Source organism: Citrobacter sp. Ce119 (assembly GCF_030334525.1).
GTDB lineage: Bacteria > Pseudomonadota > Gammaproteobacteria > Enterobacterales > Enterobacteriaceae > Citrobacter > Citrobacter europaeus.
Genome location: NZ_JAOWDR010000059.1, coordinates 52,847 through 76,302, shown reverse-complemented (window position 1 = coordinate 76,302; position 23,456 = coordinate 52,847). Strand labels below are relative to the sequence as shown.

Genomic DNA, 23,456 nt, shown 5'->3' with positions numbered 1-23,456 from the left:
AAAAACAGGACCGAAGTCCTGTTTTTTAGGCATTTAACAAAGAGGTCTGCTATTAGAACTGGTAAACGATACCCACTGCAACGGTGTCGTCAGAGCCTACGCCCAGTTTGTTGTCAGAATCGATCTGGTTGATGATGTAATCAACATAGGTGGACATGTTTTTGTTGAAGTAGTAAGTCGCACCCACTTCGAAGTAGTTCACCAGATCTACGTCGCCGATTCCTTCGATGTCCTTACCTTTAGATTTGGTATAGGCGAGGGACGGACGCAGGCCGAAGTCGAACTGGTACTGAGCAACCAACAGCACGTCTTCAGTTTTGTTAGCATAACCGTTAGAGATACGGGTTGCGTTACGGGTTTCGCTGTAGTTCGCTGCCAGGTAAATGTTGTTCGCATCGTACTTAACACCGGTCGCCCACTGCTCAGCTTTCGCGCCGCGGCCATAGGCCAGCTGCTCTTGCGCGTTGGTACGGTCAGCTGCACCGTAAGCACCGACGATACCGAAACCATCCATTTCGTAGCTTACGGAACCGCCAACGCCGTCGCCGTTAGAACGGGTTGGGCTGCTAGAGCGTTCGTTTTTACCCAGGTACTGTACAGCGAAGTTCAGGCCTTCAACCAGACCGAAGAAGTTAGAGTTACGGTAGGTTGCGAGACCGCCGTTACGCTGGGAGAAGAACTGGTCAGAAGCAGCGGTATCACCACCGAATTCTGGCAGCATATCGGTGTAACCCAGAGCATCGTATACAACGCCGTAGTTACGACCGTAATCGAAGGAGCCTGCGTCACCAAATTTCAAACCAGCAAACGCCAGACGGGTTTTGTTGCCTTTCTGGGCATCGTCACCGCCTTCTGCGTTATTGCCGCTGAACTGGTATTCCCACTGGCCGTAACCGGTCAGTTGGTCGTTAATCTGAGTTTCCCCTTTGAAACCAAGACGGGCATAGGTCTGATCGCCGTTAGGCGCGTAGGCGTTATCACCGTTGTGCTTGGAAAAATAGTGCAGACCCACAGCTTTACCGTAGATGTCTACTTTGTTGCCATCTTTGTTATAAACTTCTGCAGCGTTAGCTGCCCCGGCTACCAGCAGAGCAGGGATAACCACTGCCAGAATATTGCGCTTCATCATTATTTATTACCCTCATCGGTTTTTATATGACACCTGCCACTGCCGCCAATAAATTCCGTCAATAAAAATTTACGGAACTATTGATGAGAGTTTGGTGTCTTTATGTGTCTGACAGGCATCTTTCCATTCAAACTAACGTTTCGCTACCGTCAAAGTGCTACAAAGCTAAAGATTTAGTTTCAAAAAGAAAAAATGTGTAACTAAATGTTATTTTTGTGCAACTTTGTGAACAACTTCAAACTTCAGATGTCTCTGCGCTAAAAATCACCGCTTCTATTTCTATTTATATGATTTTCTTATGTTTAATTTAGATAATCCCCATTTTTCTCTGATCTGACAGGAAGTTTCTGTTTTACAGATGGCTATTTTTGGACGTCCGGAGCGCCGTGCAAATGGTTAGAAAATGTACTATTTAGTCAGAAAATGCTAATCCACAATAAAAATACTGATTATTTTTTGTTCAAATGTGTTGCGGTGAAATATTACGTAACAGGAAGGGAGAAGAGGAAGGGTTGTGTTTAACGCGGGAGGGGGATCCCAAAATGTGATGTGGCTATAAAAAAGGCCAGCAATGCTGGCCTTTGTCTCTAAATGCAGGTTTAGAACGTAGCGTTACGCGGGGTGCGCGGGAACGGAATAACATCACGGACGTTCTGTACGCCGGTAACGTAAGCGATCAGACGCTCGAAGCCCAAACCGAAGCCGGAATGTGGCACGGTACCGTAGCGACGCAGGTCGCGATACCACCAGTAATCTTCTTTGTTCAGACCCATCTCCAGCATACGGGCATCCAGTACGTCCAGACGCTCTTCACGCTGAGAACCACCGATGATTTCACCGATTCCCGGAGCCAGTACGTCCATTGCTGCAACGGTTTTACCGTCTTCGTTAAGGCGCATATAAAACGCTTTGATATCTTTCGGGTAGTTTTTAACCACCACCGGCGCTTTAAAATGCTCTTCAGCAAGGTAACGTTCGTGTTCAGAAGACAAGTCCACACCCCAGTAAACTGGGTTTTCAAACTGTTTGCCGCATTTTTCCAGGATGCTAACCGCGTCGGTGTAATCCACCTGAGCGAAGTCTGCGTCAATGAAACGTTCCAGGCGCGAAATCGCGTCTTTGTCGACACGTTCAGCGAAGAATTTCATGTCATCTGCACGCTCTGCCAGTACGGCTTTAAACGCGTACTTCAGCATCGCTTCAGCCAGAGCTGCAACATCGTTCAGGTCGGCGAAAGCCACTTCTGGCTCCAGCATCCAGAACTCTGCCAGGTGACGGCTGGTGTTAGAGTTTTCTGCACGGAACGTCGGACCAAAGGTATAAATTTTGGACAGGGCGCAGGCATAGGTTTCGCCGTTCAACTGACCAGAAACGGTCAGGAAGGCTTCTTTACCAAAGAAGTCTTTATCGAAGTCGACTTTGCCCTGATCGTTACGCGGCAGGTTTTCCAGATCCAGCGTAGACACTCGGAACATTTCACCGGCACCTTCCGTATCGGAAGCGGTGATCAACGGAGTCGATACCCAAAAGAAACCCTGCTCGTGGAAGAAACGATGCAGAGCTTGCGCCAGCGTATGGCGTACACGCGCGACTGCACCAATCATGTTGGTACGCGGACGCATGTGCGCCACTTCACGCAGATACTCAATGCTGTGACGCTTAGCTGCCATTGGGTAGGTGTCAGGATCTTCAACCCAGCCCGTTACTTCAACCTCAGTGGCCTGAATTTCAAAGCTCTGTCCTTGTCCAGGTGATGCAACGACTTTACCCGTTACGATAACTGAACAACCCGTCGTCAGGCGCAGTACGTCCTGATTGTAATTGGGCAGAGAATTATTGATGACGGCCTGTACAGGATCAAAGCAGGAACCGTCATAAACGGCGAGGAAGGAGATGCCAGCTTTTGAATCTCGGCGGGTACGCACCCATCCGCGCACGGTGACTTCGCTGTCAACGGCTACGCGGCCCTGGAGTACGTCGGCTACAGGCACAACGCTCATAATATTCTCTCTGTTAATAGTCGGATATATAAACACATGTCCACCCGTAATGGGGGGATACCTATGTTACCTGGCATCTGCAATCAGACAAGCAGAATTCGTAGCTGGAGTGAAAGATTTCGGAAATAAACGCGAATAAGGGAGCCAAAATGGCTCCCTGGAAGGCTTAACTGGCTTTTTTGATATGCGGGAGATCGAAGGCTTTGCGCAGTGCGCGAACAAACGCTTTATCATGGCAGATGGTTTTACCCGGGCTGTCAGATAACTTCGCTACTGGTTTGCCGTTACACTCCACCAGTTTGATAACGATATTGAGCGGCTTAACCTGGGGAATATCGCAGGTTAGTCGTGTCCCAATGCCAAAACTCAACTGCACGCGAGAAGAGAAGTGGCGGTATAGCTCAATCGCTTTTTTCAGATCGAGATTATCTGAAAACACCAGCGTTTTGCTCAGCGGATCAATACCCAGTTTTTCATAATGGGCGATGGCTTTTTCACCCCATTCCACCGGGTCGCCAGAGTCATGGCGTAAACCCTGATAGCGGGTAGCGAACTCAACGCCAAAGTCGCGTAAAAACGCGTCCATGGTGATGCAGTCGGTCAATGCAATGCCGAGTTGGTCAGGATATTCATTTAACCATGCGGCCAGCGCAACGCGCTGGCTGGTGGCAAGCTCAGGGCTGATTTGCTGATGAGCCTGGAACCACTCATGCGCCTGCGTACCCATTGGGGTTAATGACAGGCGGCGGGCCAGATCGTAGTTACTGGTGCCGACAAACCAGGACTCTTGCTGCAGGCGTTTAACGATAGCTTGCTGCACTTCACGCGAAAAACGACGGCGCGTACCGAAATCCATCAGATGGAAGCGAGACATATCGACATCTTTCGTTAAAGCAGAGAATTCTACTAGTTTGCTTTCCAGCTCATCGAGTGCCTGCGGGACGCCTGATTCAGGTGAACGGTAACGGTGTACCAGCTCACTAATCACCGCCAACAGCGGGACTTCCCACATGATCACTTCACGCCACGGACCGGTTAAGCGGATGTTTAGCTTACCGTTATCATTAGTGACGCAAACCTGTTCCGGGTTATAGCGGAAATCACGTAACCAGGTGAGGTAATCAGCTTTAAAGAAAGGCAGGCCGGAGAGCCACTGGTACTCGTCCTCCTGCAGTCGCAGGTGTTGCATAGCATTCACCTGCTCACGAATAGAATCGGCATAAATACCGAGCAGGTCATCGCCACGGCAACGAAATTCAGCCGCTACTTGTACATCATAGTAGTGGTGAAAAACGGCTTGCTGCATATGCAACTTATAAGCGTCTGTATCCAGCAGCGAGTGCAGAACAGGAGAAGCGAATTGTGTCATAGGTGCGCAGTAGCATCCTCTCACGGGAGCGTTTAGTACAATAAACAACTAAGAAAACCGCTGGAGTATACCCTGTTTAGCGATTTATTGAACCCCGATCACACCATAAGCTGTCTTTCTGGTCGATGGCATTTCGTGCCGCGTGTTATAAAAATGTAGCAAAAAGGGTGTTTGTGCCTGAAAAGATGAACATTCTGCGTAGCGCGATTTACGCAACAGGAATAGACTGAAGCCGAGACTCTACCAAAGATGCTAAAGGTTTTTTATGACACAACAGCCACAAGCCAAATACCGTCACGACTATCGTGCGCCGGATTACCAGATTACTGATATTGACTTGACCTTTGACCTGGATGCTGAAAAAACCGTGGTCACCGCAGTGAGCCAGGCTGTCCGTCATGGCGCGCCTGATGCGCCTCTGCGCCTGAATGGCGAAGATCTGACTCTGGTGTCGATCCACGTGAACGACGAGCCTTGGACAGAGTATAAAGAAGAAGAGGGCGCTCTGGTCATCAGTCAACTGCCGGAACGTTTTACGCTGCGTATCGTGAATGAAATTAGCCCAGCGGCCAATACCGCGCTGGAAGGACTGTACAAGTCCGGCGACGCGCTGTGCACCCAGTGTGAAGCGGAAGGTTTCCGTCATATTACCTGGTATCTCGACAGGCCTGATGTCCTGGCGCGTTTTACCACCAAAATTATCGCCGATAAAACCCAATATCCGTTCCTGCTCTCCAACGGTAACCGCGTGGCGCAGGGGGAACTGGAAAATGGTCGTCACTGGGTACAGTGGCAGGATCCGTTCCCGAAACCGTGCTATCTGTTTGCGCTGGTAGCCGGCGATTTCGACGTTCTTCGCGACACCTTTACTACCCGTTCCGGGCGTGAAGTAGCGCTGGAACTGTACGTCGATCGCGGCAACCTTGACCGCGCGCCGTGGGCGATGACCTCGCTGAAAAACTCCATGAAATGGGATGAAGAGCGCTTTGGCCTCGAGTATGACCTCGATATCTATATGATTGTCGCCGTGGATTTCTTCAACATGGGCGCGATGGAGAATAAAGGTCTGAACATCTTTAACTCCAAATATGTGCTGGCACGTACCGATACCGCCACCGACAAAGACTACCTCGATATTGAGCGCGTCATCGGTCATGAGTATTTCCACAACTGGACCGGCAACCGCGTGACCTGTCGCGACTGGTTCCAGTTGAGCCTGAAAGAAGGGTTAACCGTGTTCCGCGATCAGGAGTTCAGTTCCGATCTCGGCTCACGTGCGGTAAACCGGATCAGCAATGTGCGTACCATGCGTGGCCTGCAGTTTGCCGAGGATGCCAGCCCAATGGCGCATCCTATCCGTCCGGATATGGTCATCGAAATGAACAACTTCTATACCCTGACCGTGTACGAAAAGGGCGCTGAAGTGATTCGTATGATCCACACCCTGCTGGGTGAGGCTAATTTCCAGAAAGGGATGCAACTGTACTTTGAGCGTCACGACGGCAGTGCTGCCACCTGTGATGATTTCGTGCAGGCGATGGAAGATGCGTCCAACGTCGATCTCTCGCATTTCCGCCGCTGGTACAGTCAGTCCGGTACGCCGATTCTGACCGTGCGTGATGACTACAATCCGTCAACTGAGCAGTACACGCTGACTATCAGCCAGCGCACGCCGGCCACGCCGGATCAGGCCGAAAAACAGCCGCTGCATATTCCTTTCGCCCTTGAGTTGTATGACAACGAAGGGAAAGTGATCCCGCTACAAAAAGGCGGGCATCCGGTGAATTCCGTACTCAACGTCACTCAGGCAGAGCAGACGTTTGTCTTTGATAACGTCTACTTTCAGCCGGTTCCGGCGCTGCTGTGCGAATTCTCCGCGCCGGTCAAACTGGAATACAAATGGAGCGATCAGCAACTGACCTTCCTGATGCGTCATGCGCGTAACGATTTCTCTCGTTGGGACGCGGCGCAAAGCCTGCTGGCGACCTATATTAAGCTTAACGTTGCCCGGCATCAGCAGGGCCAGCCGCTGTCGCTGCCGGTACACGTGGCCGATGCATTCCGCGCAATTCTGCTGGATGAGAAAATCGATCCGGCGCTGGCGGCAGAGATCCTGACGCTGCCTTCAGTAAATGAAATTGCAGAACTGTTCGACATCATCGATCCGGTGGCGATAACCGAAGTACGCGAAGCGTTAACCCGCACGCTGGCAGCCGAGCTGGCGGATGAATTCCTCGCCATCTATAACGCTAATCATCTTGATGAGTACCGCGTTGAGCATGCCGATATTGGCAAGCGTACGCTGCGTAACGCCTGCCTGCGTTTCCTGGCCTTTGGCGAAACCCATCTGGCTGACACGCTGGTAAGCAAGCAGTACCGCGAAGCCAACAACATGACCGATGCGCTGGCGGCGCTGTCGGCGGCAGTGGCGGCACAACTGCCTTGTCGCGACGCGCTAATGCAGGAGTATGACGATAAGTGGCACCATGACGGCCTGGTGATGGACAAATGGTTTATCCTGCAATCCACAAGCCCGGCGAGAAACGTGCTGGAAACGGTTCGTGGCCTGCTGAAGCATCGCTCTTTCAGTATGAGTAACCCGAACCGAATCCGTTCTCTGATCGGTGCCTTTGCGGGTAGCAACCCGGCGGCATTCCATGCGGAAGATGGTAGCGGCTATCAGTTCCTGGTCGACATGCTGACTGAACTCAATAGCCGTAACCCTCAGGTGGCATCACGTCTGATTGAGCCGCTGATTCGCTTAAAACGTTATGATGCAAAACGTCAGGCGAAGATGCGTGCGGCGCTGGAACAACTGAAAGGTCTGGAGAATCTCTCCGGCGATCTGTATGAGAAGATTGACAAAGCGTTAGCCTGAAACGTTGACCTGTAGTTTAGTAGGCCGGATAAGGCGGTAACGCCGCCATCCGGCAAAAGGCCCGGTAAGCGCTACCGGGCCTTGTTTTCTGAGTGTTTATCCATGTCGACGGATCGGTTGTTCCGTCTCGCCGCGTTTCATGACCCGGTTCAACACTTCCGCTTCCAGCTCGGCTAACCGCACCGATCCCAAACGGCGGGGGCGCTGAATATCCACCGTCAGATCCAGCCCGATTTTTCCATCCTCAATCAGCAATACGCGATCGGCCATTGCCACCGCTTCGCTGACGTCATGAGTGACCAACAGAACGGTAAAGCCGTGCTCTTGCCATAAAGAAACAATCAGATCCTGCATTTCAAGGCGGGTTAGGGCATCCAGAGCGCCGAGGGGTTCGTCCAGCAGCAGCAAACCGGGGCGATGAATTAATGCCCGCGCCAGGGCCACACGCTGTTTTTGTCCACCGGACAGCGCAGCCGGCCATTCGCGAGCACGACTCTCCAACCCAACTGCGGCCAGCGCATCTCGGGCCGCATCGCGCCACTGACCTTTCAGACCCAGGCCCACATTATCGATAACCGTCTTCCATGGCAGCAGGCGCGCATCCTGAAACATCATTCGCGTATCATCCTGAATATCCGCCAGTGGGGTGGTTCCGGCAAGTAATGCGCCTGAGGAGGGGGACTCCAGTCCAGCCAGCAGACGCAGCAACGTGCTTTTACCACCGCCGCTGCGGCCAACCACGGCAACGAATTGTCCGGCCGGAATGTGCAAATTTAACTGATTGAGCACCGTATTGGCGGCGTATTGTTTCGTCACGGCGCTCAGCAACAGCGGCGTGCCCTGGTTCAAGCGAGCGGTATTCATACGGTAGCCTCCTTCACATGGTAAGCCGGGTTCCAGCGCAGCCAGATTCGCTCCAGCAATTGGGCGCTGACGTCGGCCAATTTGCCGAGCAGGGCGTAGAGAATAATGGCCACCACGACCACATCGGTTTGCAGAAATTCGCGGGCGTTCATCGCCAGGTAACCGATACCGGCATTGGCTGAAATGGTTTCTGCGACGATAAGCGTCAGCCACATCAGTCCGAGAGCAAAACGTACGCCGACCATAATTGAGGGCAGGGCTCCTGGGAGGATCACATGAAGGAACAGTGAAAAGCCGGACAACCCATAGCTGCGTGCCATTTCTACCAGCCCACGATCGATATTACGGATCCCATGCCAGGTGTTAATGTAAATCGGGAACAGCGTGCCCAGGGCGACGAGAAAGATCTTGGCGGATTCATCAATACCGAACCACAAAATTACCAGCGGGATCAGCGCCAGATGCGGTACGTTACGTAGCATCTGCACCGAAGTATCCAGCAGACGTTCTCCCCAACGCGAAAGACCGCTGATCAGTCCCAGCGTCAGGCCAATCGATCCACCGATGGAGAATCCGATCAGCGCGCGCCATGAGCTGATTGCCAGATGCTGCCAAAGCTCGCCGCTGGCGGAAAGCGTCCAGAAGGCTTCGACAACGCCCTCCGGTGAGGGCAGGATGCGGGTGGACAGCCAGCCCATTGATGATGCGAGCTGCCAGAGCGCCACCATACCTACCGGTAAAAACCAGGGCGCGAGGCGCAATAACCACCTGTTTTTCGGCGTTGTCATTCGCAGCTCCTTAGCTTTGCGCGACTTTGCGCGGGATAAATTCGTTTGCCACCGCTTCGCCTTGTTGTTGCAGGCGTTGTGGCTGCGGAAGTTCTGGTATAGCGACATCCAGGTGAGGGAACAGCAGCTCGCCAACCTTGTATGCCTCTTCCAGATGCGGATACCCGGACAACACAAAGCTGTCGATTCCCAGTGCGGCATACTCGTTGATACGCGCCGCGACCGTCGGACCATCTCCGACCAGCGCGGTACCCGCGCCACCGCGAACCAGTCCAACACCTGCCCACAGATTCGGACTAATTTCCAGTTTGTCGCGTTTACCGTTGTGCAGTGCCGCCATTCGTTGCTGACCAACTGAATCCGTTCTTGAGAAGGCGGCCTGGGCTTTGGCAATGGTGTCGTCATCCAGATGGGCTATCAGACGATCCGCTGCCTGCCATGCCTCTTGCGTTGTCTCCCGTACGATCACATGCAGACGAATACCAAAGCGGATCTTGCGCCCAAGCGCCGCCGCTTTGGTTCGCACCTGTTCAATCTTCGCTTTCACCTGCTCAGGGGGCTCGCCCCAGGTCAGATAGAGATCAACCTGCTCGGCAGCAAGGTCTAGTGCGACATCAGACGAGCCGCCGAAATAAAGCGGTGGCCGGGGTTGTTGTACGGGAGGGAAAAACAGCTTCGCGCCGCGAACATGAATATGTTTGCCGTTGAAATCCACCGTTTCACCTTGCAGCAGTCGCCGCCAGACCTGAGTAAATTCAGCAGAGGCTTCATAGCGCTCGGTGTGATCGAGGAACACACCGTCACCAGCCAGTTCCTGTGGATCGCTACCGGTCACCAGGTTAAATAACGCCCGGCCGTTTGAAAGTCTGTCGAGCGTAGCAGCCTGACGCGCGGCGACCGTCGGCGAGGTTACGCTTGGACGCAACGCGACCAGGAACTTTAATCGCTGGGTGACCGGGATCATCGAGGCGGCGACCAGCCAGGCATCTTCGCAGGAGCGACCGGTTGGGATGAGAACACCGGTAAATCCCAGGCGATCGGCCGTTTGCGCAATTTGTTGCAGATATCCGTGATCGACCGGGCGCGAACCTTCTTCTGTCCCCAGATAATGGCCGTCACCGTGGGTGGGTAAAAACCAGAACATGTTCAGACTCATAATTTTTCTCCTGCCTGTTGAGTGGGTTGCCAGATACGCTGGCGAATATCGATTTTTTTCGGCAGCAACCGGTTGTCATAAAACAGATCGGCGGTTTGTTGTTGCAGAGCGGCAACAGAAGCGCTGACGGGCGTGATGGTGGTTGGCGGGCGGTGATCCAGATAAGACGCAATGACCGGCTCGGGCAGGCCCATGGTTTTAGCCAGCAGGGAAATGCTTTGTTGGCGCTGGCTGAGGGTTAACGCATCGGCCTGGCTAAAGGTATCCAGCACGCCAAGTACAAAAGCACCATTTTTCTCGGCATAAGGACGTGCTGCGAGATAAAACGAACCGGTCTGTTTGAGGTCTGAACCGTCTTTTAGCACGCGTACATCGCCTTGCAGTAATGCGGCGGAATAGTAGGGATCCCAGATAGCCCACGCATCCACGTTTCCTTGCTGGAAGGCCGCTCGCGCATCTGCAGGAGTCAGATAAGTCGGCTGAATATCGGTAAATTTCAACCCGGCTTGTTGCAGCGCACGGAGCAGTAAATTGTGGGCGCTGGAACCTTTCTGAAAGGCGACTTTATGTCCTTTAAGCTGCTCGACGCTCTGGATCGGGCTATTTTTCGGCACCAGAATTACTTCGGCTTTTGGTTTAGGCGGTTCAACGCCCACGTAAACCAGATCGGCTCCGGCGGCCTGGGCGAAAATCGGCGGAATGTCACCGGTACTGCCGAGATCGATACTGCCGATATTGAGTGCTTCCAGCATTTGCGGCCCAGCCGGGAATTCAACCCACGAGATTTTGGTCTGCGGGTAGCGTTTCTCCAGTAGCTGATGGCTTTTAGCCAGCACCATACTGACGCTTCCTTTTTGATAACCAATGCGCAGGGCATCGGGGGCCGATTCTGCGGCATGCCCCAGAGTTGACAGTGACAACAGCCCGGTCAGCGCCAGCCAGGACGTGTGACGCTTGAGAAGATCAAGCATGGGCGGCACCTCGCAGGGTGTTCAGTTGAGGGAGTTGGATATCGCGACGATGCAACGCCAGCCAGAAGGTGTCGATCGCACTGTCCAGACGCTGCTGCAGGTTGGGCGTAAACTGCGGTTTATGTTGATAATCGATGACCTGCGAATCATCGGCAAACACGCCGTGCAGGATCTCCTGAGCTTTTAACGCGCTCAGGACCGGTTTCAGGGCGTAATCGACGGCCAGTAAATGCGCTACGCTGCCGCCTGTCGCCAGCGGCAAAACCACTTTTCCTTCCAGCGCCCGCTCGGGGAGCAAATCGAGCAGCGTTTTCAGTGCGCCAGAGTAAGCGGCTTTATAGACCGGGGTTGCGACAATCAGCCCGTCAGCATCCTGCAGTTGTTCGATAAATGTCTTCAGCGCCGGACTGTCGAAACGGGCATAGATCAGGTCTTCCGGGGTAAAGTTGTGCAGATTCCAGTGAAAGATTTCGACATCCTGATCGTTTAGTTTTTCTCGGGCATATTCCAGTAACGCACTGGAGCGAGAAGGAAAGCGAGGGCTCCCCGCCAGAGTGATGACGCGCATAATTTCATTCTCCCCTTATAACCAATTGTTTGCTTTTAATTAACATTGATAACAATTTATGCAGTCTGGCAGAGAGGCTTTGTTTATCGAAATGATTTATACGGGATAGAAAAGTTGGAAATTGAATAAAAAGGCAGGGGCGAGGAAAACGATTGCTATTTATTGCCGCAGGTCAATTCCCTTTTTGCTCGCGATCGCACATAATACGCCCCCGGTTTGCACACCGGGAATCCAGGAGAGTTCATGTACTACCCCTTCGTTCGTAAAGCCCTTTTTCAGCTCGATCCAGAGCGCGCCCATGAATTGACATTCCAGCAATTACGTCGCATTACCGGCACGCCGCTCGAAGCGCTTGTCCGCCAGAAAGTACCCGCAAAACCGGTTACCTGTATGGGGCTGACGTTTAAAAATCCACTCGGGCTTGCTGCCGGACTGGATAAAGACGGGGAGTGCATTGACGCACTCGGCGCGATGGGATTTGGCTCCATTGAGATTGGTACCGTGACGCCGCGGCCTCAGCCGGGTAACGATAAACCGCGTCTGTTCCGTCTGGTCGATGCGGAAGGTTTGATCAACCGCATGGGGTTTAATAACCTGGGGGTTGATAACCTGGTTGAGAACGTTAAAAAATCGCATTTTGACGGTATTCTGGGGATTAATATTGGTAAGAATAAAGATACTCCGGTAGAGAATGGCAAAGATGACTATCTGATTTGTATGGAAAAAGTCTATGCTTACGCCGGTTATATCGCGATTAATATCTCTTCACCAAATACGCCGGGATTACGTACACTGCAATACGGCGAGGCGCTGGACGATCTCCTGACGGCAATTAAAAATAAGCAAAATGATCTGCAAGCGATCCACCATAAATATGTTCCGGTGGCGGTAAAGATCGCGCCGGATCTTTCTCTGGAAGAACTGATCCAGGTTGCTGACAGTTTAGTTCGTCATAATATTGATGGCGTAATTGCAACTAACACTACTCTCGATCGTTCTCTCGTTCAGGGAATGAAAAATTGCGATCAAATGGGGGGCCTGAGCGGTCGACCATTGCAATTAAAAAGTACAGAAATTATTCGCCAGCTGTCTCAGGAATTAAAAGGTCAACTGCCGATTATTGGTGTTGGCGGTATCGACTCGGTGATTGCCGCGCGTGAGAAAATAGCTGCCGGTGCAACCCTCGTTCAGATTTATTCAGGCTTTATTTTTAAAGGCCCGCCGTTGATTAAAGAAATCGTCGCCAATATCTGAATGCTACCTTAATCACAATCCAGGGCTTTATTTCTGGCCCTGGTTGTTTTATATTCCTTTACTGTTGCTTATTTAAACATTCTGAGCTTTTATTATTAGGGCAATAAACGAAGCGGCAAAAGGATACTGTCGTAACGGCGATGATTAAGGAAAGGAGAGAAACTGATGCGAATTAAACCCGACGATAACTGGCGCTGGTATTATGATGAAGAGCACGATCGTATGATGCTCGATTTAGCCAATGGCATGTTATTCCGTTCGCGTTTTGCTCGTAAAATGCTCACTCCTGATGCATTTTCTCCGTCGGGTTTTTGTGTCGATGACGCCGCGCTTTATTTTTCCTTTGAAGAAAAATGTCGCTACCTTGATTTAGCCAAAGAGCAAAAAGCGGAACTGGTGCTTAATGCGCTGGTGGCGATTCGTTACCTTAAACCGCAAATGCCAAAAAGCTGGCACTTTGTCGCACACGGTATTAACTGGTCGCCGGTCGTGGGTGACGCTGCCTGTGTTGATTTAAGCGATACCGATGAACAGGTAAACCTGTTAGTGGTTGAGCCGGGGGAAAACGCCGCGCTTTGTCTGCTTGCACAACCTGGTGTGGTTATTGCTGGGCGTACAATGCAACTTGGCGACGCGATTAAAATAATGAATGACAGACTGAAACCGCAGGTTATTGCCGACAGTTTCAGCCTTGAACAGGCGGTTTAACTCTCCAGCCTGATTGTCGTTTTGGGAACGCAACTGCAGCACAGAATCGTCCCGTCATCACCAATCGCTGATTTTTTCAGTGGACTAACTTCGCCTTCCAGCAGTCGAATTCGACAGCATCCGCAAATTCCAGCCCGGCATGAATAGGGAACCCGGATACCCTGGTTTTCAAGCTGTTCAAGCAATACCTGCTGATTATTTCCGCGAAAAGTCTGTCCCTGCCAGTCAATAAGCACGGTGGCATCAGGCTGTTGTTGCTGTACAGTATCGTCTGATTCAGCCGCGCCATACGCTCTCGCAGGACCAGTAGCCAAAATTTCTACTTCATCGCCTACGCGAATAACACCACTGTTGCGCGCGATAAGATTCTGGCCGAAATCAACGTCGCCGTTATCCACCGCAGTTCGGAAGGTTTGCAGCGTGGCGAGCGGCTCACCGGACGGATGTTTCAGGCCTTTTTCTGGGCTAACTGTCGTGAAAATGCAGCGGCTACAGGGTTTTGCCACATCAAAAATGACCTCGCCAATGCGAATCACTTTCCAGGTATCTTCTTCCCAGGCGTCAGCCCCCGAAACTACCAGATTGGGGCGAAACTGTTCCATTTTGACGCTTGCCGGACATCGCTGTTGCAGATCGCGCAGAGATGCTTCGTTGGCCAGCAGGTAGGGATAGCCATCGGCGAAGGACAAAGGAATATCCGCGTGACGCTTCACCCGGCGCGTCAGTTGCTGACCGACCCAGCGTAGTTGTACGTCACGGGAGAAAAAGCCGCTAAGCCACTGGTTGATAGCCGCAGGCGCAATACGCGCGGTAAAATGGTTTCCCCATACTTCTGTCGGCGCATCCTGGGTCGCGAAGTCGGCAAATCGCACGAGCGCGCTGCTGCCGTCTGGGGCCGTAAGATGCAACCCATCGTGGAAAGGGGAAGGCGTAAAGCGGACCATTTGTGGGAACTGTCGGGCGGTAATGAACGTCCCGTCAGTCTCGGTAATCATAAATATACGATCAAAGGCAAGACCGCTAACGTCTGCCAGGGCGTGCGTGAGTCCAATTCCACGCATTGATTTAACCGGATGAATAAAAAGTCGGGTCAACGTTACCACTGCACAGCCCCTTGAACGAAAATAAGCCTTCAACTTTATGACATACAGCCCATATTAGCTATAATGCGCAGCAATTTTCCAGGAGTAAAAGTGACATTATGAATTCTCTGTTTGCCAGTACGGCCCGTGGGCTGGAAGAGCTGTTAAAAACTGAACTTGAAAACCTCGGCGCGCTGGAGTGTCAGGTCGTTCAGGGTGGGGTCCATTTTAAGGGCGACACGCGGCTTGTTTACCAGAGCCTGATGTGGAGCCGCCTGGCCTCGCGCATTATCCTGCCGATGGGAGAGTGCAAGGTCTACAGCGATCTTGATCTGTACCTCGGCGTTCAGGCAATCGACTGGACAGAGATATTTAATCCCGGTGCTACCTTTGCCGTTCATTTTAGCGGCCTGAACGAAACCATTCGTAACAGCCAGTACGGCGCGCTGAAGGTCAAGGATGCGATTGTCGATGCCTTTACCCGTAAAAATCTGCCGCGTCCGAATGTGGATCGTGAATCTCCGGATCTGCGCATCAACGTCTGGTTGAACAAAGATACCGCCAGCATTGCGCTCGATTTGAGTGGTGATGGTTTGCATCAGCGCGGTTATCGCGATCGCGCGGGTCAGGCGCCGATTAAAGAGACGCTGGCCGCCGCTATTGTTATGCGTTCTGGCTGGCAGCCTGGCACACCGTTACTCGACCCGATGTGCGGCTCCGGCACGCTGCTGATTGAAGCGGCGATGTGGGCAACCGATCGCGCGCCGGGCCTGCACCGTGGGTACTGGGGCTTCAGCGGTTGGGCGCAGCACGACGAAGCCGTCTGGCAAGAAGTTAAAGCCGAAGCGCAGGTGCGTGCGCGTAAGGGACTGGCTGACTATACCTCGCATTTCTACGGCTCTGACAGTGATGCGCGCGTGATTGAAAAAGCGCGTAGTAACGCTCGCCGCGCCGGGATTGCCGATCTGATGACGTTTGACGTGAAAGATGTCGCCAAATTGAGTAATCCGCTGCCAAAAGGACCGTACGGGACGGTTATCAGTAACCCGCCATACGGCGAACGTCTGGATAGCGAACCGGCGCTGATTGCCCTGCACAGCCTGCTGGGCCGTACGATGAAAAACCAGTTTGGCGGCTGGAATTTGTCGCTGTTCAGCGCTTCTCCGGATCTGCTCAGCAGTTTGCAATTACGTGCCGACAAGCAGTTCAAAGCGAAAAACGGCCCGCTGGATTGTGTCCAGAAGAACTATCACGTTGCAGAGACCACCGCGGACAGCAAGCCTGCCACGGTAGCGGAAGATTATGCCAACCGCCTGCGCAAGAATATTAAGAAGCTGGAAAAATGGGCGCGTCAGGAAGGGATTGAATGCTATCGCCTGTATGACGCTGACCTGCCGGAATACAACGTTGCAGTGGACCGTTACGGTGAGTGGGTCGTGGTTCAGGAATATGCCCCACCGAAGACGGTTGATGCGCAAAAAGCGCGTCAACGCCTGTTCGACATCATTGCCGCAACGCTGTCGGTACTGGAAATCGCGCCAAATAAACTGGTGCTGAAAACCCGTGAACGCCAGAAAGGGAAAAATCAGTATCAGAAGATGAATGAGAAGGGTGAATTCATTGAGGTAAGCGAGTACAACGCGCGCCTGTGGGTTAACCTGACAGACTATCTTGATACGGGCTTATTCCTCGATCACCGTATTGCGCGCCGCATGCTGGGACAGATGAGTAAAGGTAAGGATTTCCTTAATCTGTTCTCCTACACCGGCAGCGCCAGCGTACATGCCGGACTGGGTGGTGCGCGTAGCACCACGACGGTTGATATGTCGCGTACCTACCTGGAATGGGCGGAACGCAACCTGCGTCTGAATGGCCTGAGCGGTCGCGCTCACCGTTTAATTCAGGCCGATTGCCTGGGCTGGCTGCGCGATGCCAATGAACAGTTTGATCTGATTTTCATTGACCCGCCGACGTTCTCTAACTCAAAACGTATGGAAGACTCGTTTGATGTGCAGCGCGACCATCTGGCGCTGATGAAAGATCTGAAACGTCTGCTGCGTAAAGACGGCACGATAATGTTCTCTAACAACAAACGTGGGTTCCGTATGGATCTCGACGGTCTGACTGAACTGGGATTGAAAGCACAAGAAATTACCCAAAAAACGCTTTCCCAGGACTTTGCCCGTAACCGACAGATCCACAATTGCTGGCTGATTACCGCAGCCTGAAAGGATAAATAGATGTCATTGATCAGTATGCATGGTGCATGGCTGTCGTTCAGCGATGCCCCGCTTCTTGATAATGCAGAACTGCATATCGAAGATAACGAACGCGTCTGTCTGGTAGGCCGTAATGGCGCAGGCAAGTCGACGTTGATGAAGATCCTGAACCGTGAACAGGGTCTTGACGACGGACGTATTATTTATGAGCAGGACCTGGTTGTAGCGCGTCTGCAACAGGATCCGCCGCGTAATGTCGAGGGCAGCGTCTATGACTTCGTTGCCGAAGGTATTGAGGAACAGGCCGAGTATCTGAAGCGTTATCACGATATTTCGCGTCTGGTGATGACCGACCCGAGTGACAGAAACCTGAATGAGATGGCGCGGGTTCAGGAAATGCTCGATCACCACAATCTGTGGCAGCTCGAAAGTCGCATTAATGAAGTGCTGGCGCAACTGGGCCTGGATCCTAACGCCGCGCTTTCTTCGCTTTCGGGCGGCTGGCTGCGTAAGGCGGCGCTGGGCCGCGCGTTAGTGAGCAACCCGCGCGTATTGCTGCTGGATGAACCCACGAACCACCTGGATATTGAAACCATCGACTGGCTGGAAGGGTTCCTGAAAACGTTCAATGGGACGATTATTTTTATTTCCCACGACCGTTCATTTATTCGCAATATGGCGACACGCATTGTCGATCTCGACCGTGGCAAGCTGGTGACCTATCCGGGGAATTACGATCAATATCTGCTGGATAAAGAGGAAGCGCTGCGGGTAGAAGATCTCCAAAACGCGGAATTTGATCGCAAGCTGGCGCAGGAGGAAGTCTGGATCCGTCAGGGCATCAAGGCGCGTCGTACCCGTAACGAAGGCCGAGTGCGTGCGCTGAAAGCCATGCGTCGCGAGCGTGGCGAACGTCGCGAAGTGATGGGCACGGCGAAGATGCAGGTCGAAGAGGCGAGCCGTTCTGGCAAGATTGTCTTCGAAATGGAAAATGTTGATTACCAGGTTGACGGAAAGCAACTGGTGAAAGATTTCTCCGCGCAGGTGCAGCGTAGCGACAAGATTGCGCTAATCGGACCTAACGGCTGCGGCAAAACGACGCTGCTGAAGCTGATGCTAGGTCAGCTTCAGGCTGACAGCGGACGCATTCATGTCGGAACCAAGCTGGAAGTCGCTTATTTCGATCAGCACCGCGCCGAGCTGGATCCGGACAAAACCGTGATGGACAACCTGGCTGAAGGTAAGCAAGAGGTGCTGGTTAACGGCAAACCTCGCCACGTGCTGGGTTACCTGCAGGACTTCCTGTTCCATCCGAAACGCGCGATGACACCAGTGCGTGCGCTCTCTGGTGGGGAACGAAATCGCCTGCTGCTGGCGCGTCTTTTTCTGAAACCCAGTAATCTTTTGATTCTCGATGAACCAACAAACGATCTGGACGTCGAAACGCTGGAACTGCTTGAAGAGCTGATTGATAGCTACCAGGGCACCGTGCTGTTGGTGAGCCACGACCGTCAGTTTGTGGATAATACCGTTACTGAATGCTGGATCTTCGAAGGCGGCGGCAAAATTGGTCGTTATGTCGGCGGTTACCATGACGCGCGTAGCCAGCAATCTCAGTATGTGGCGTTTAAACAACCGATCGCTAAAAAAACAGAGGAAGCTGTTGCTCCTAAAGCAGAAATTGTCAAACGTGGCACGAGCAAACTAAGCTATAAACTGCAGCGCGAACTGGAGCAGCTCCCCGCGCTGCTTGAAGAACTGGAAGCTAAACTGGAAGCATTACAAGCTCAGGTCGCTGACGCCGCTTTTTTCAGTCAGCCGCACGAGCAAACGCAACAGGTATTAGCTAACCTGAACGAAGCAGAACAAGAACTTGAGCAAGCCTTTGAGCGCTGGGAGTATCTTGAGTCTTTGAAGAGTGGCGCATAATTTAAAGGAGCACATATGTGCGAACATCACCATGCCGCGAAGCATATTCTGTGCTCGCAGTGTGACATGCTGGTGGCGTTACCTCGCCTTGAGCATGGTCAGAAAGCGGCATGTCCACGATGTGGCACTACATTAACGGTTGAGTGGGACGCGCCACGGCAGCGTCCTACCGCCTATGTGTTAGCAGCATTGTTCATGCTGCTTTTATCAAACCTCTTTCCCTTTGTGAATATGAATGTCGCAGGGGTGAGCAGCGAAGTCACGTTGCTGGAGATCCCAAGCGTTCTCTTTTCGGAAGACTACGCCAGTCTGGGCACCTTCTTTTTATTATTTGTGCAATTGGTTCCCGCGTTTTGTCTGCTGACTATTCTGCTGCTGGTGAATCGGGTGCAGATGCCCGGCAGACTTAAAGCGGGTCTTGCGCGCGTTCTGTTTCAGTTAAAAAGCTGGGGGATGGCGGAAATCTTCCTCGCTGGCGTGCTGGTCAGCTTCGTTAAGCTGATGGCCTACGGCGATATTGGCGTGGGCAGCAGTTTTATTCCGTGGTGCTTCTTTTGCGTTCTGCAACTGCGCGCATTCCAGTGCGTTGACCGCCGCTGGCTGTGGGATGATATTGCGCCAATGCCGGTGATTAAGCAGGTCTTGAAACCTGGCGTACCCGGCATTCGACAGGGGCTGCGTTCCTGCTCCTGCTGCACTGCTATTCTTCCCGCTGACGAACGGGTATGCCCGCGCTGTCAGACGAAAGGTTATGTGCGGCGTAAAAACAGTCTGCAATGGACATTGGCATTACTGTTTACGTCGATCATGCTTTATCTTCCGGCCAATATTCTGCCAATCATGATTACCGATCTGCTCGGGTCAAAGCTGCCGTCAACAATACTCGAGGGCGTGGTTTTAATCTGGAGCGAAGGCTCTTATCCGGTGGCTGCGGTTATTTTTATCGCCAGTATTATGGTGCCGACGTTGAAAATGATCGCCATTGCCTGGCTATGCTGGGACGCCAAAGGGCATGGCAAACGCGACAGTGAACGTATGCACCTGATTTATGAAGTTGTGGAATTTGTCGGTCGCTGGTCAATGATTGACGTTTTTGTGATTGCGGTACTCTCTGCGCTGGTGCGCATGGGAGGGTTAATGAATATTTATCCTGCGATGGGTGCTTTGATGTTTGCTTTAGTCGTCATTATGACAATGTTTTCTGCGATGACATTTGATCCGCGTCTGTCGTGGGATCGTGAACCAGAACCAGGCCATGAGGAGTCCTGACAGCATGGAATCTAAAAGTGGGGAAGCCAAAGTGCAAAAGGTAAAAAACTGGTCGCCCGTGTGGATATTTCCTATCGTCACTGCACTTATTGGCGCTTGGGTTCTGTTTTATCACTACAGCCATCAGGGGCCACAAGTCACGCTGATTACCACCAATGCCGAAGGTATTGAAGGGGGTAAAACGACGATTAAGAGCCGCAGCGTTGATGTCGGTATCGTCGAGAGCGCAATCCTGACGGATGATTTGACCCATGTGGAGATTAAAGCGCGTCTTAACTCCGGTATGGAAAAACTGCTGCATAAAGATTCGGTCTTTTGGGTGGTGAAGCCGCAGGTTGGACGTGAAGGTATCAGTGGGCTCGGCACGCTATTGTCCGGGGCTTATATTGAACTGCAGCCTGGCAATAAAGGAAGCAAGCTGGAAAATTACCAACTGCTGGATTCACCGCCGCTTGCGCCGCCAGATGCGAAAGGGATCCGTGTGATTCTGGACAGCAAAAAAGCCGGTCAGTTGAGCCCTGGTGATCCCGTCCTGTTCCGTGGCTATCGTGTGGGTTCGGTTGAAACCAGCACATTTGATGCGCAAAAGCGTACGATCAGCTACCAGCTTTTCATCAATGCGCCTAACGACCGTCTGGTGACCAGCAATGTACGTTTCTGGAAAGACAGCGGGATCGCCGTGGATCTTACTTCGGCAGGTATGCGTGTGGAAATGGGATCGCTCTCCACGCTGTTTGGCGGTGGCGTAAGTTTTGATGTGCCGGAAGGCTTAGAGCAGGGCGAACCGGTCGCGCAACAGTCCGCGTTTAATCTTTATGACGATCAAAAAAGTATTCAGGACTCCCTGTATACCGATCATATTGATTACCTGATGTTCTTTAAAGATTCGATTCGTGGCCTGCAGCCTGGCGCGCCGCTGGAATTCAGAGGCATCCGTTTGGGTACGGTAAGTAAAGTACCTTTCTTCTCACCGAATATGCGCCAGGTATTCAACAATGATTACCGTATTCCGGTGCTGGTTCGTATTGAACCAGAACGTCTGAAGGCGCAACTGGGAGAGGACACTGATGTTGGCGCTCATCTGGAGCAACTGCTTAAACGCGGATTACGGGCATCGCTGAAAACCGGGAACCTGGTGACCGGCGCGCTGTATGTTGATCTCGACTTCTACCCGAAAGAACCGCCAATTACCGGCGTGCGCGAATTTAATGGCTATCAAATCATTCCGACCGTGAGCGGCGGTCTGGCGCAGATCCAGCAACGTCTGATGGAAGCGCTGGATAAGATTAACAATCTGCCGTTGAATCCGATGATTGAGCAGGCGACCAATACGTTGTCCGAAAGTCAGCGCACGATGAAGCATCTGCAGACCACACTGGACAACATGAATAAGATCACGTCCAGCCAGTCGATGCAGGATCTGCCAGCGGATATGCAGAACACGCTGCGTGAACTGAATCGTAGCATGCAGGGCTTCCAGCCGGGGTCCGCCGCCTACAACAAGATGGTAGCGGATATGCAGCGTCTGGATCAGGTGCTGCGTGAACTGCAGCCGGTACTGAAAACGCTGAACGATAAGAGCAACGCGCTGGTATTTGAAGCGAAGGACAAAAAAGATCCAGAGCCGAAGAGGGCGAAACAATGAAAAAGTGGCTAGTGGTGATGATGGCGGTCTGGCTGACGTCATGCAGCTCCAGCGGAGAAAATAAAAGCTATTACCAGCTTCCTATCGCGCAAGGGGGCGTACAAAGCTCTGCCAACCAGGGTAATCGTCTGCTGTGGGTTGAGCAGATTGCTGTCCCGGACTATCTGGCGGGTAATGGGGTGGTTTACCAGACCAGCGATGTGCAATATGTGATAGCAAATAATAATCTCTGGGCCAGTCCATTAGATCAGCAACTGCGTAATACGCTGGTGGCGAACCTCAGTATGCAACTGCCTGGTTGGGTTGTCGCTTCGCAGCCGCTGGGAAGCACTCAGGACACGCTGAACGTCACCGTAACCGGGTTCCACGGTCGGTACGATGGTAAGGTTATCGTCAGCGGTGAATGGCTACTGAATCACCAGGGACAGTTAATCAAACGTCCATTCCACATCGAAGCTGTGCAGACTAAAGACGGCTACGATGAGATGGTGAAGGTTCTTGCCAACGCCTGGAGTCAGGAAGCGACGGCTATTGCTCAAGAGCTGAAACGCATCCCTTAAGCTTAAATAATTGTAAATTATGCCGCCTCTGGTTCATTGCCAGGGGCGGTTTTTTTTATTTTTTTAGCCGTGGAGATAGCTGTTCTGACTGATTATTTTTGTACAAATGATTTTGCGGGTAGCTCACAAATATGACACTGGCGTGAATTTTGCGCATTGACGAGCCTGATGTTTAGGGGTATTCGTTTTAGTGTGATTGCACACTTAGTAATCACTGTTTTCTTTTCCACCAGACCCAAAGATGAGGGAAACGAGGCATGAAGAGACAAAAACGAGATCGCCTGGAACGGGCACATCAACGTGGATATCAGGCCGGCATTGCCGGACGCTCAAAAGAAATGTGTCCCTATCAGACGCTGAATCAGAGGTCATACTGGCTGGGAGGCTGGCGAGAAGCCATGGGGGATAGGGTTTTAATGGCCTGATTCTGTCTCTTTAGATAAAAGAAACCTCCGCAGAGCGGAGGTTTCGCCTTTTACAGACCTGATTAGTATCTTAGGCCGACGCCAGGCGTCTTGTCAGGCCTATAGCCAGTCTGCAAATTAGAACGCGGAAGTGTCCTGGAACAGACCCACTTTCAGATCGTTAGCGGTGTAGATCAGACGACCATCAACCAGCACTTCACCATCAGCCAGGCCCATGATCAGTCGACGGTTGACGATGCGTTTGAAGTGAATGCGGTAAGTGACTTTCTTCGCGGTCGGCAGAACCTGGCCGGTGAATTTAACTTCGCCTACGCCCAGCGCGCGGCCTTTACCTTCGCCGCCCAGCCAGCCGAGATAGAATCCAACCAGCTGCCACATGGCATCCAGACCCAGGCAGCCTGGCATCACAGGATCGCCGATAAAGTGGCATCCGAAGAACCACAGGTCCGGGTTGATATCCAGTTCAGCTTCAACATAACCTTTGTCAAAGTTGCCGCCGGTTTCGGTCATTTTGATGACACGGTCCATCATCAGCATGCTTGGTGCAGGCAGTTGTGGCCCTTTTGCGCCAAACAGCTCACCGCGACCAGAGGCAAGAAGGTCTTCTTTTGTATAGGATTCGCGTTTATCTACCATGTTCTC

The 23,456-nt window shown here is 52.3% G+C and carries 19 protein-coding genes; 9 read left to right on the top strand and 10 right to left on the bottom strand.

The genetic code is table 11. From position 1 onward, the window contains the following. Positions 1 to 52: 52 nt before the first annotated feature. The 3 genes from ompF to pncB form a co-directional block, all read right to left on the bottom strand. Complete coding sequence (ompF, locus tag OGV80_RS17430) at positions 53 to 1,129, bottom strand: porin OmpF (protein ID WP_075144922.1); 1,077 nt, start codon at positions 1,127 to 1,129, stop codon at positions 53 to 55. A 599-nt stretch (positions 1,130 to 1,728) separates the two neighbouring features. After that, positions 1,729 to 3,129 carry an asparagine--tRNA ligase gene (gene asnS / locus OGV80_RS17425; RefSeq protein WP_043015773.1) on the bottom strand — a complete coding sequence of 467 codons (1,401 nt, stop codon included), beginning with the start codon at positions 3,127 to 3,129 and terminating at the stop codon, positions 1,729 to 1,731. 166 nt (positions 3,130 to 3,295) lie between these two features. Then, positions 3,296 to 4,498 carry a nicotinate phosphoribosyltransferase gene (gene pncB, locus OGV80_RS17420; RefSeq protein ID WP_043015774.1) on the bottom strand — a complete coding sequence of 401 codons (1,203 nt, stop codon included), beginning with the start codon at positions 4,496 to 4,498 and terminating at the stop codon, positions 3,296 to 3,298. Positions 4,499 to 4,763: 265 nt separating this feature from the next. Between pncB and pepN the strand changes: the two genes are divergently transcribed. After that, positions 4,764 to 7,376: an aminopeptidase N gene (gene pepN, locus OGV80_RS17415; RefSeq protein ID WP_043015775.1), complete on the top strand. Its 2,613-nt coding sequence runs from the start codon at positions 4,764 to 4,766 to the stop codon at positions 7,374 to 7,376. Between the two features lie 96 nt (positions 7,377 to 7,472). Here the strand turns inward: pepN and ssuB are convergent, their stop codons facing one another. From ssuB to ssuE, 5 genes are read right to left on the bottom strand one after another with little or no spacing between them, the layout of a single operon-like run. Further along, positions 7,473 to 8,240 carry an aliphatic sulfonates ABC transporter ATP-binding protein gene (ssuB, locus tag OGV80_RS17410; protein ID WP_043015776.1) on the bottom strand — a complete coding sequence of 256 codons (768 nt, stop codon included), beginning with the start codon at positions 8,238 to 8,240 and terminating at the stop codon, positions 7,473 to 7,475. Further along, the gene (ssuC, locus tag OGV80_RS17405) at positions 8,237 to 9,028 is read right to left on the bottom strand and encodes an aliphatic sulfonate ABC transporter permease SsuC (protein ID WP_047412294.1); all 792 of its coding nucleotides are present in this window, start codon (positions 9,026 to 9,028) and stop codon (positions 8,237 to 8,239) included. Before ssuC ends, ssuB begins: the two co-directional genes overlap by 4 nt. A 10-nt stretch (positions 9,029 to 9,038) precedes the next feature. Beyond that, on the bottom strand, positions 9,039 to 10,184 hold the full coding sequence (ssuD, locus tag OGV80_RS17400; RefSeq protein WP_220772070.1) for an FMNH2-dependent alkanesulfonate monooxygenase: 1,146 nt from the start codon (positions 10,182 to 10,184) through the stop codon (positions 9,039 to 9,041). Next, complete coding sequence (locus OGV80_RS17395; RefSeq protein ID WP_043015779.1) at positions 10,181 to 11,155, bottom strand: sulfonate ABC transporter substrate-binding protein; 975 nt, start codon at positions 11,153 to 11,155, stop codon at positions 10,181 to 10,183. Before OGV80_RS17395 ends, ssuD begins: the two co-directional genes overlap by 4 nt. Beyond that, positions 11,148 to 11,723 carry an NADPH-dependent FMN reductase gene (ssuE, locus tag OGV80_RS17390; protein ID WP_172862876.1) on the bottom strand — a complete coding sequence of 192 codons (576 nt, stop codon included), beginning with the start codon at positions 11,721 to 11,723 and terminating at the stop codon, positions 11,148 to 11,150. Before ssuE ends, OGV80_RS17395 begins: the two co-directional genes overlap by 8 nt. A gap of 243 nt (positions 11,724 to 11,966) precedes the next feature. Between ssuE and pyrD the strand changes: the two genes are divergently transcribed. Continuing rightward, a complete protein-coding gene (gene pyrD, locus OGV80_RS17385; protein ID WP_043015781.1) occupies positions 11,967 to 12,977 on the top strand; it encodes a quinone-dependent dihydroorotate dehydrogenase in 1,011 nt (336 codons plus the stop codon). A gap of 165 nt (positions 12,978 to 13,142) precedes the next feature. Beyond that, complete coding sequence (gene zapC / locus OGV80_RS17380; RefSeq protein ID WP_016152473.1) at positions 13,143 to 13,685, top strand: cell division protein ZapC; 543 nt, start codon at positions 13,143 to 13,145, stop codon at positions 13,683 to 13,685. On the opposite strand, the gene OGV80_RS17375 is transcribed toward zapC, so the two are convergent. Next, positions 13,682 to 14,788: a YcbX family protein gene (locus OGV80_RS17375; RefSeq protein ID WP_087052632.1), complete on the bottom strand. Its 1,107-nt coding sequence runs from the start codon at positions 14,786 to 14,788 to the stop codon at positions 13,682 to 13,684. The genes zapC and OGV80_RS17375 overlap by 4 nt on opposite strands. Before the next feature lie 98 nt (positions 14,789 to 14,886). Here OGV80_RS17375 and rlmKL point away from each other — a divergent pair, with 98 nt between their 5' ends. From rlmKL to rmf, 6 genes are all read left to right on the top strand, one after another. Further along, entirely contained in the window at positions 14,887 to 16,995 is a 2,109-nt protein-coding gene (gene rlmKL, locus OGV80_RS17370; RefSeq protein WP_286515411.1) for a bifunctional 23S rRNA (guanine(2069)-N(7))-methyltransferase RlmK/23S rRNA (guanine(2445)-N(2))-methyltransferase RlmL, read from the top strand. A 12-nt stretch (positions 16,996 to 17,007) separates the two neighbouring features. After that, on the top strand, positions 17,008 to 18,915 hold the full coding sequence (locus OGV80_RS17365) for an ABC transporter ATP-binding protein (protein ID WP_172862877.1): 1,908 nt from the start codon (positions 17,008 to 17,010) through the stop codon (positions 18,913 to 18,915). Positions 18,916 to 18,930: 15 nt separating this feature from the next. Next, complete coding sequence (gene pqiA, locus OGV80_RS17360) at positions 18,931 to 20,184, top strand: membrane integrity-associated transporter subunit PqiA (RefSeq protein ID WP_043015785.1); 1,254 nt, start codon at positions 18,931 to 18,933, stop codon at positions 20,182 to 20,184. A gap of 4 nt (positions 20,185 to 20,188) precedes the next feature. Continuing rightward, entirely contained in the window at positions 20,189 to 21,829 is a 1,641-nt protein-coding gene (pqiB, locus tag OGV80_RS17355) for an intermembrane transport protein PqiB (protein ID WP_087052634.1), read from the top strand. Then, on the top strand, positions 21,826 to 22,389 hold the full coding sequence (pqiC, locus tag OGV80_RS17350; protein WP_003035868.1) for a membrane integrity-associated transporter subunit PqiC: 564 nt from the start codon (positions 21,826 to 21,828) through the stop codon (positions 22,387 to 22,389). Before pqiB ends, pqiC begins: the two co-directional genes overlap by 4 nt. A 257-nt stretch (positions 22,390 to 22,646) precedes the next feature. Further along, the gene (gene rmf, locus OGV80_RS17345) at positions 22,647 to 22,814 is read left to right on the top strand and encodes a ribosome modulation factor (RefSeq protein ID WP_003035871.1); all 168 of its coding nucleotides are present in this window, start codon (positions 22,647 to 22,649) and stop codon (positions 22,812 to 22,814) included. Between the two features lie 117 nt (positions 22,815 to 22,931). On the opposite strand, the gene fabA is transcribed toward rmf, so the two are convergent. Continuing rightward, positions 22,932 to 23,450, bottom strand: coding sequence for a bifunctional 3-hydroxydecanoyl-ACP dehydratase/trans-2-decenoyl-ACP isomerase (gene fabA, locus OGV80_RS17340; RefSeq protein ID WP_003035875.1), 519 nt, complete (start codon positions 23,448 to 23,450; stop codon positions 22,932 to 22,934). Positions 23,451 to 23,456 lie beyond the last annotated feature (6 nt).

What these genes read in the sequence shown, in the direction of transcription:
- pncB (WP_043015774.1), bottom strand. Translation starts at nt 4,498, where the DNA reads ATGACACAATTCGCTTCTCCTGTTCTGCACTCGCTGCTGGATACAGAC.
- pqiC (WP_003035868.1), top strand. Translation starts at nt 21,826, where the DNA reads ATGAAAAAGTGGCTAGTGGTGATGATGGCGGTCTGGCTGACGTCATGC.
- ompF (WP_075144922.1), bottom strand. Translation starts at nt 1,129, where the DNA reads ATGATGAAGCGCAATATTCTGGCAGTGGTTATCCCTGCTCTGCTGGTA.
- pyrD (WP_043015781.1), top strand. Translation starts at nt 11,967, where the DNA reads ATGTACTACCCCTTCGTTCGTAAAGCCCTTTTTCAGCTCGATCCAGAG.
- ssuB (WP_043015776.1), bottom strand. Translation starts at nt 8,240, where the DNA reads ATGAATACCGCTCGCTTGAACCAGGGCACGCCGCTGTTGCTGAGCGCC.
- ssuC (WP_047412294.1), bottom strand. Translation starts at nt 9,028, where the DNA reads ATGACAACGCCGAAAAACAGGTGGTTATTGCGCCTCGCGCCCTGGTTT.
- rmf (WP_003035871.1), top strand. Translation starts at nt 22,647, where the DNA reads ATGAAGAGACAAAAACGAGATCGCCTGGAACGGGCACATCAACGTGGA.
- pqiB (WP_087052634.1), top strand. Translation starts at nt 20,189, where the DNA reads ATGGAATCTAAAAGTGGGGAAGCCAAAGTGCAAAAGGTAAAAAACTGG.
- fabA (WP_003035875.1), bottom strand. Translation starts at nt 23,450, where the DNA reads ATGGTAGATAAACGCGAATCCTATACAAAAGAAGACCTTCTTGCCTCT.
- asnS (WP_043015773.1), bottom strand. Translation starts at nt 3,129, where the DNA reads ATGAGCGTTGTGCCTGTAGCCGACGTACTCCAGGGCCGCGTAGCCGTT.
- zapC (WP_016152473.1), top strand. Translation starts at nt 13,143, where the DNA reads ATGCGAATTAAACCCGACGATAACTGGCGCTGGTATTATGATGAAGAG.
- OGV80_RS17395 (WP_043015779.1), bottom strand. Translation starts at nt 11,155, where the DNA reads ATGCTTGATCTTCTCAAGCGTCACACGTCCTGGCTGGCGCTGACCGGG.
- OGV80_RS17365 (WP_172862877.1), top strand. Translation starts at nt 17,008, where the DNA reads ATGTCATTGATCAGTATGCATGGTGCATGGCTGTCGTTCAGCGATGCC.
- pqiA (WP_043015785.1), top strand. Translation starts at nt 18,931, where the DNA reads ATGTGCGAACATCACCATGCCGCGAAGCATATTCTGTGCTCGCAGTGT.
- pepN (WP_043015775.1), top strand. Translation starts at nt 4,764, where the DNA reads ATGACACAACAGCCACAAGCCAAATACCGTCACGACTATCGTGCGCCG.
- ssuE (WP_172862876.1), bottom strand. Translation starts at nt 11,723, where the DNA reads ATGCGCGTCATCACTCTGGCGGGGAGCCCTCGCTTTCCTTCTCGCTCC.
- rlmKL (WP_286515411.1), top strand. Translation starts at nt 14,887, where the DNA reads ATGAATTCTCTGTTTGCCAGTACGGCCCGTGGGCTGGAAGAGCTGTTA.
- ssuD (WP_220772070.1), bottom strand. Translation starts at nt 10,184, where the DNA reads ATGAGTCTGAACATGTTCTGGTTTTTACCCACCCACGGTGACGGCCAT.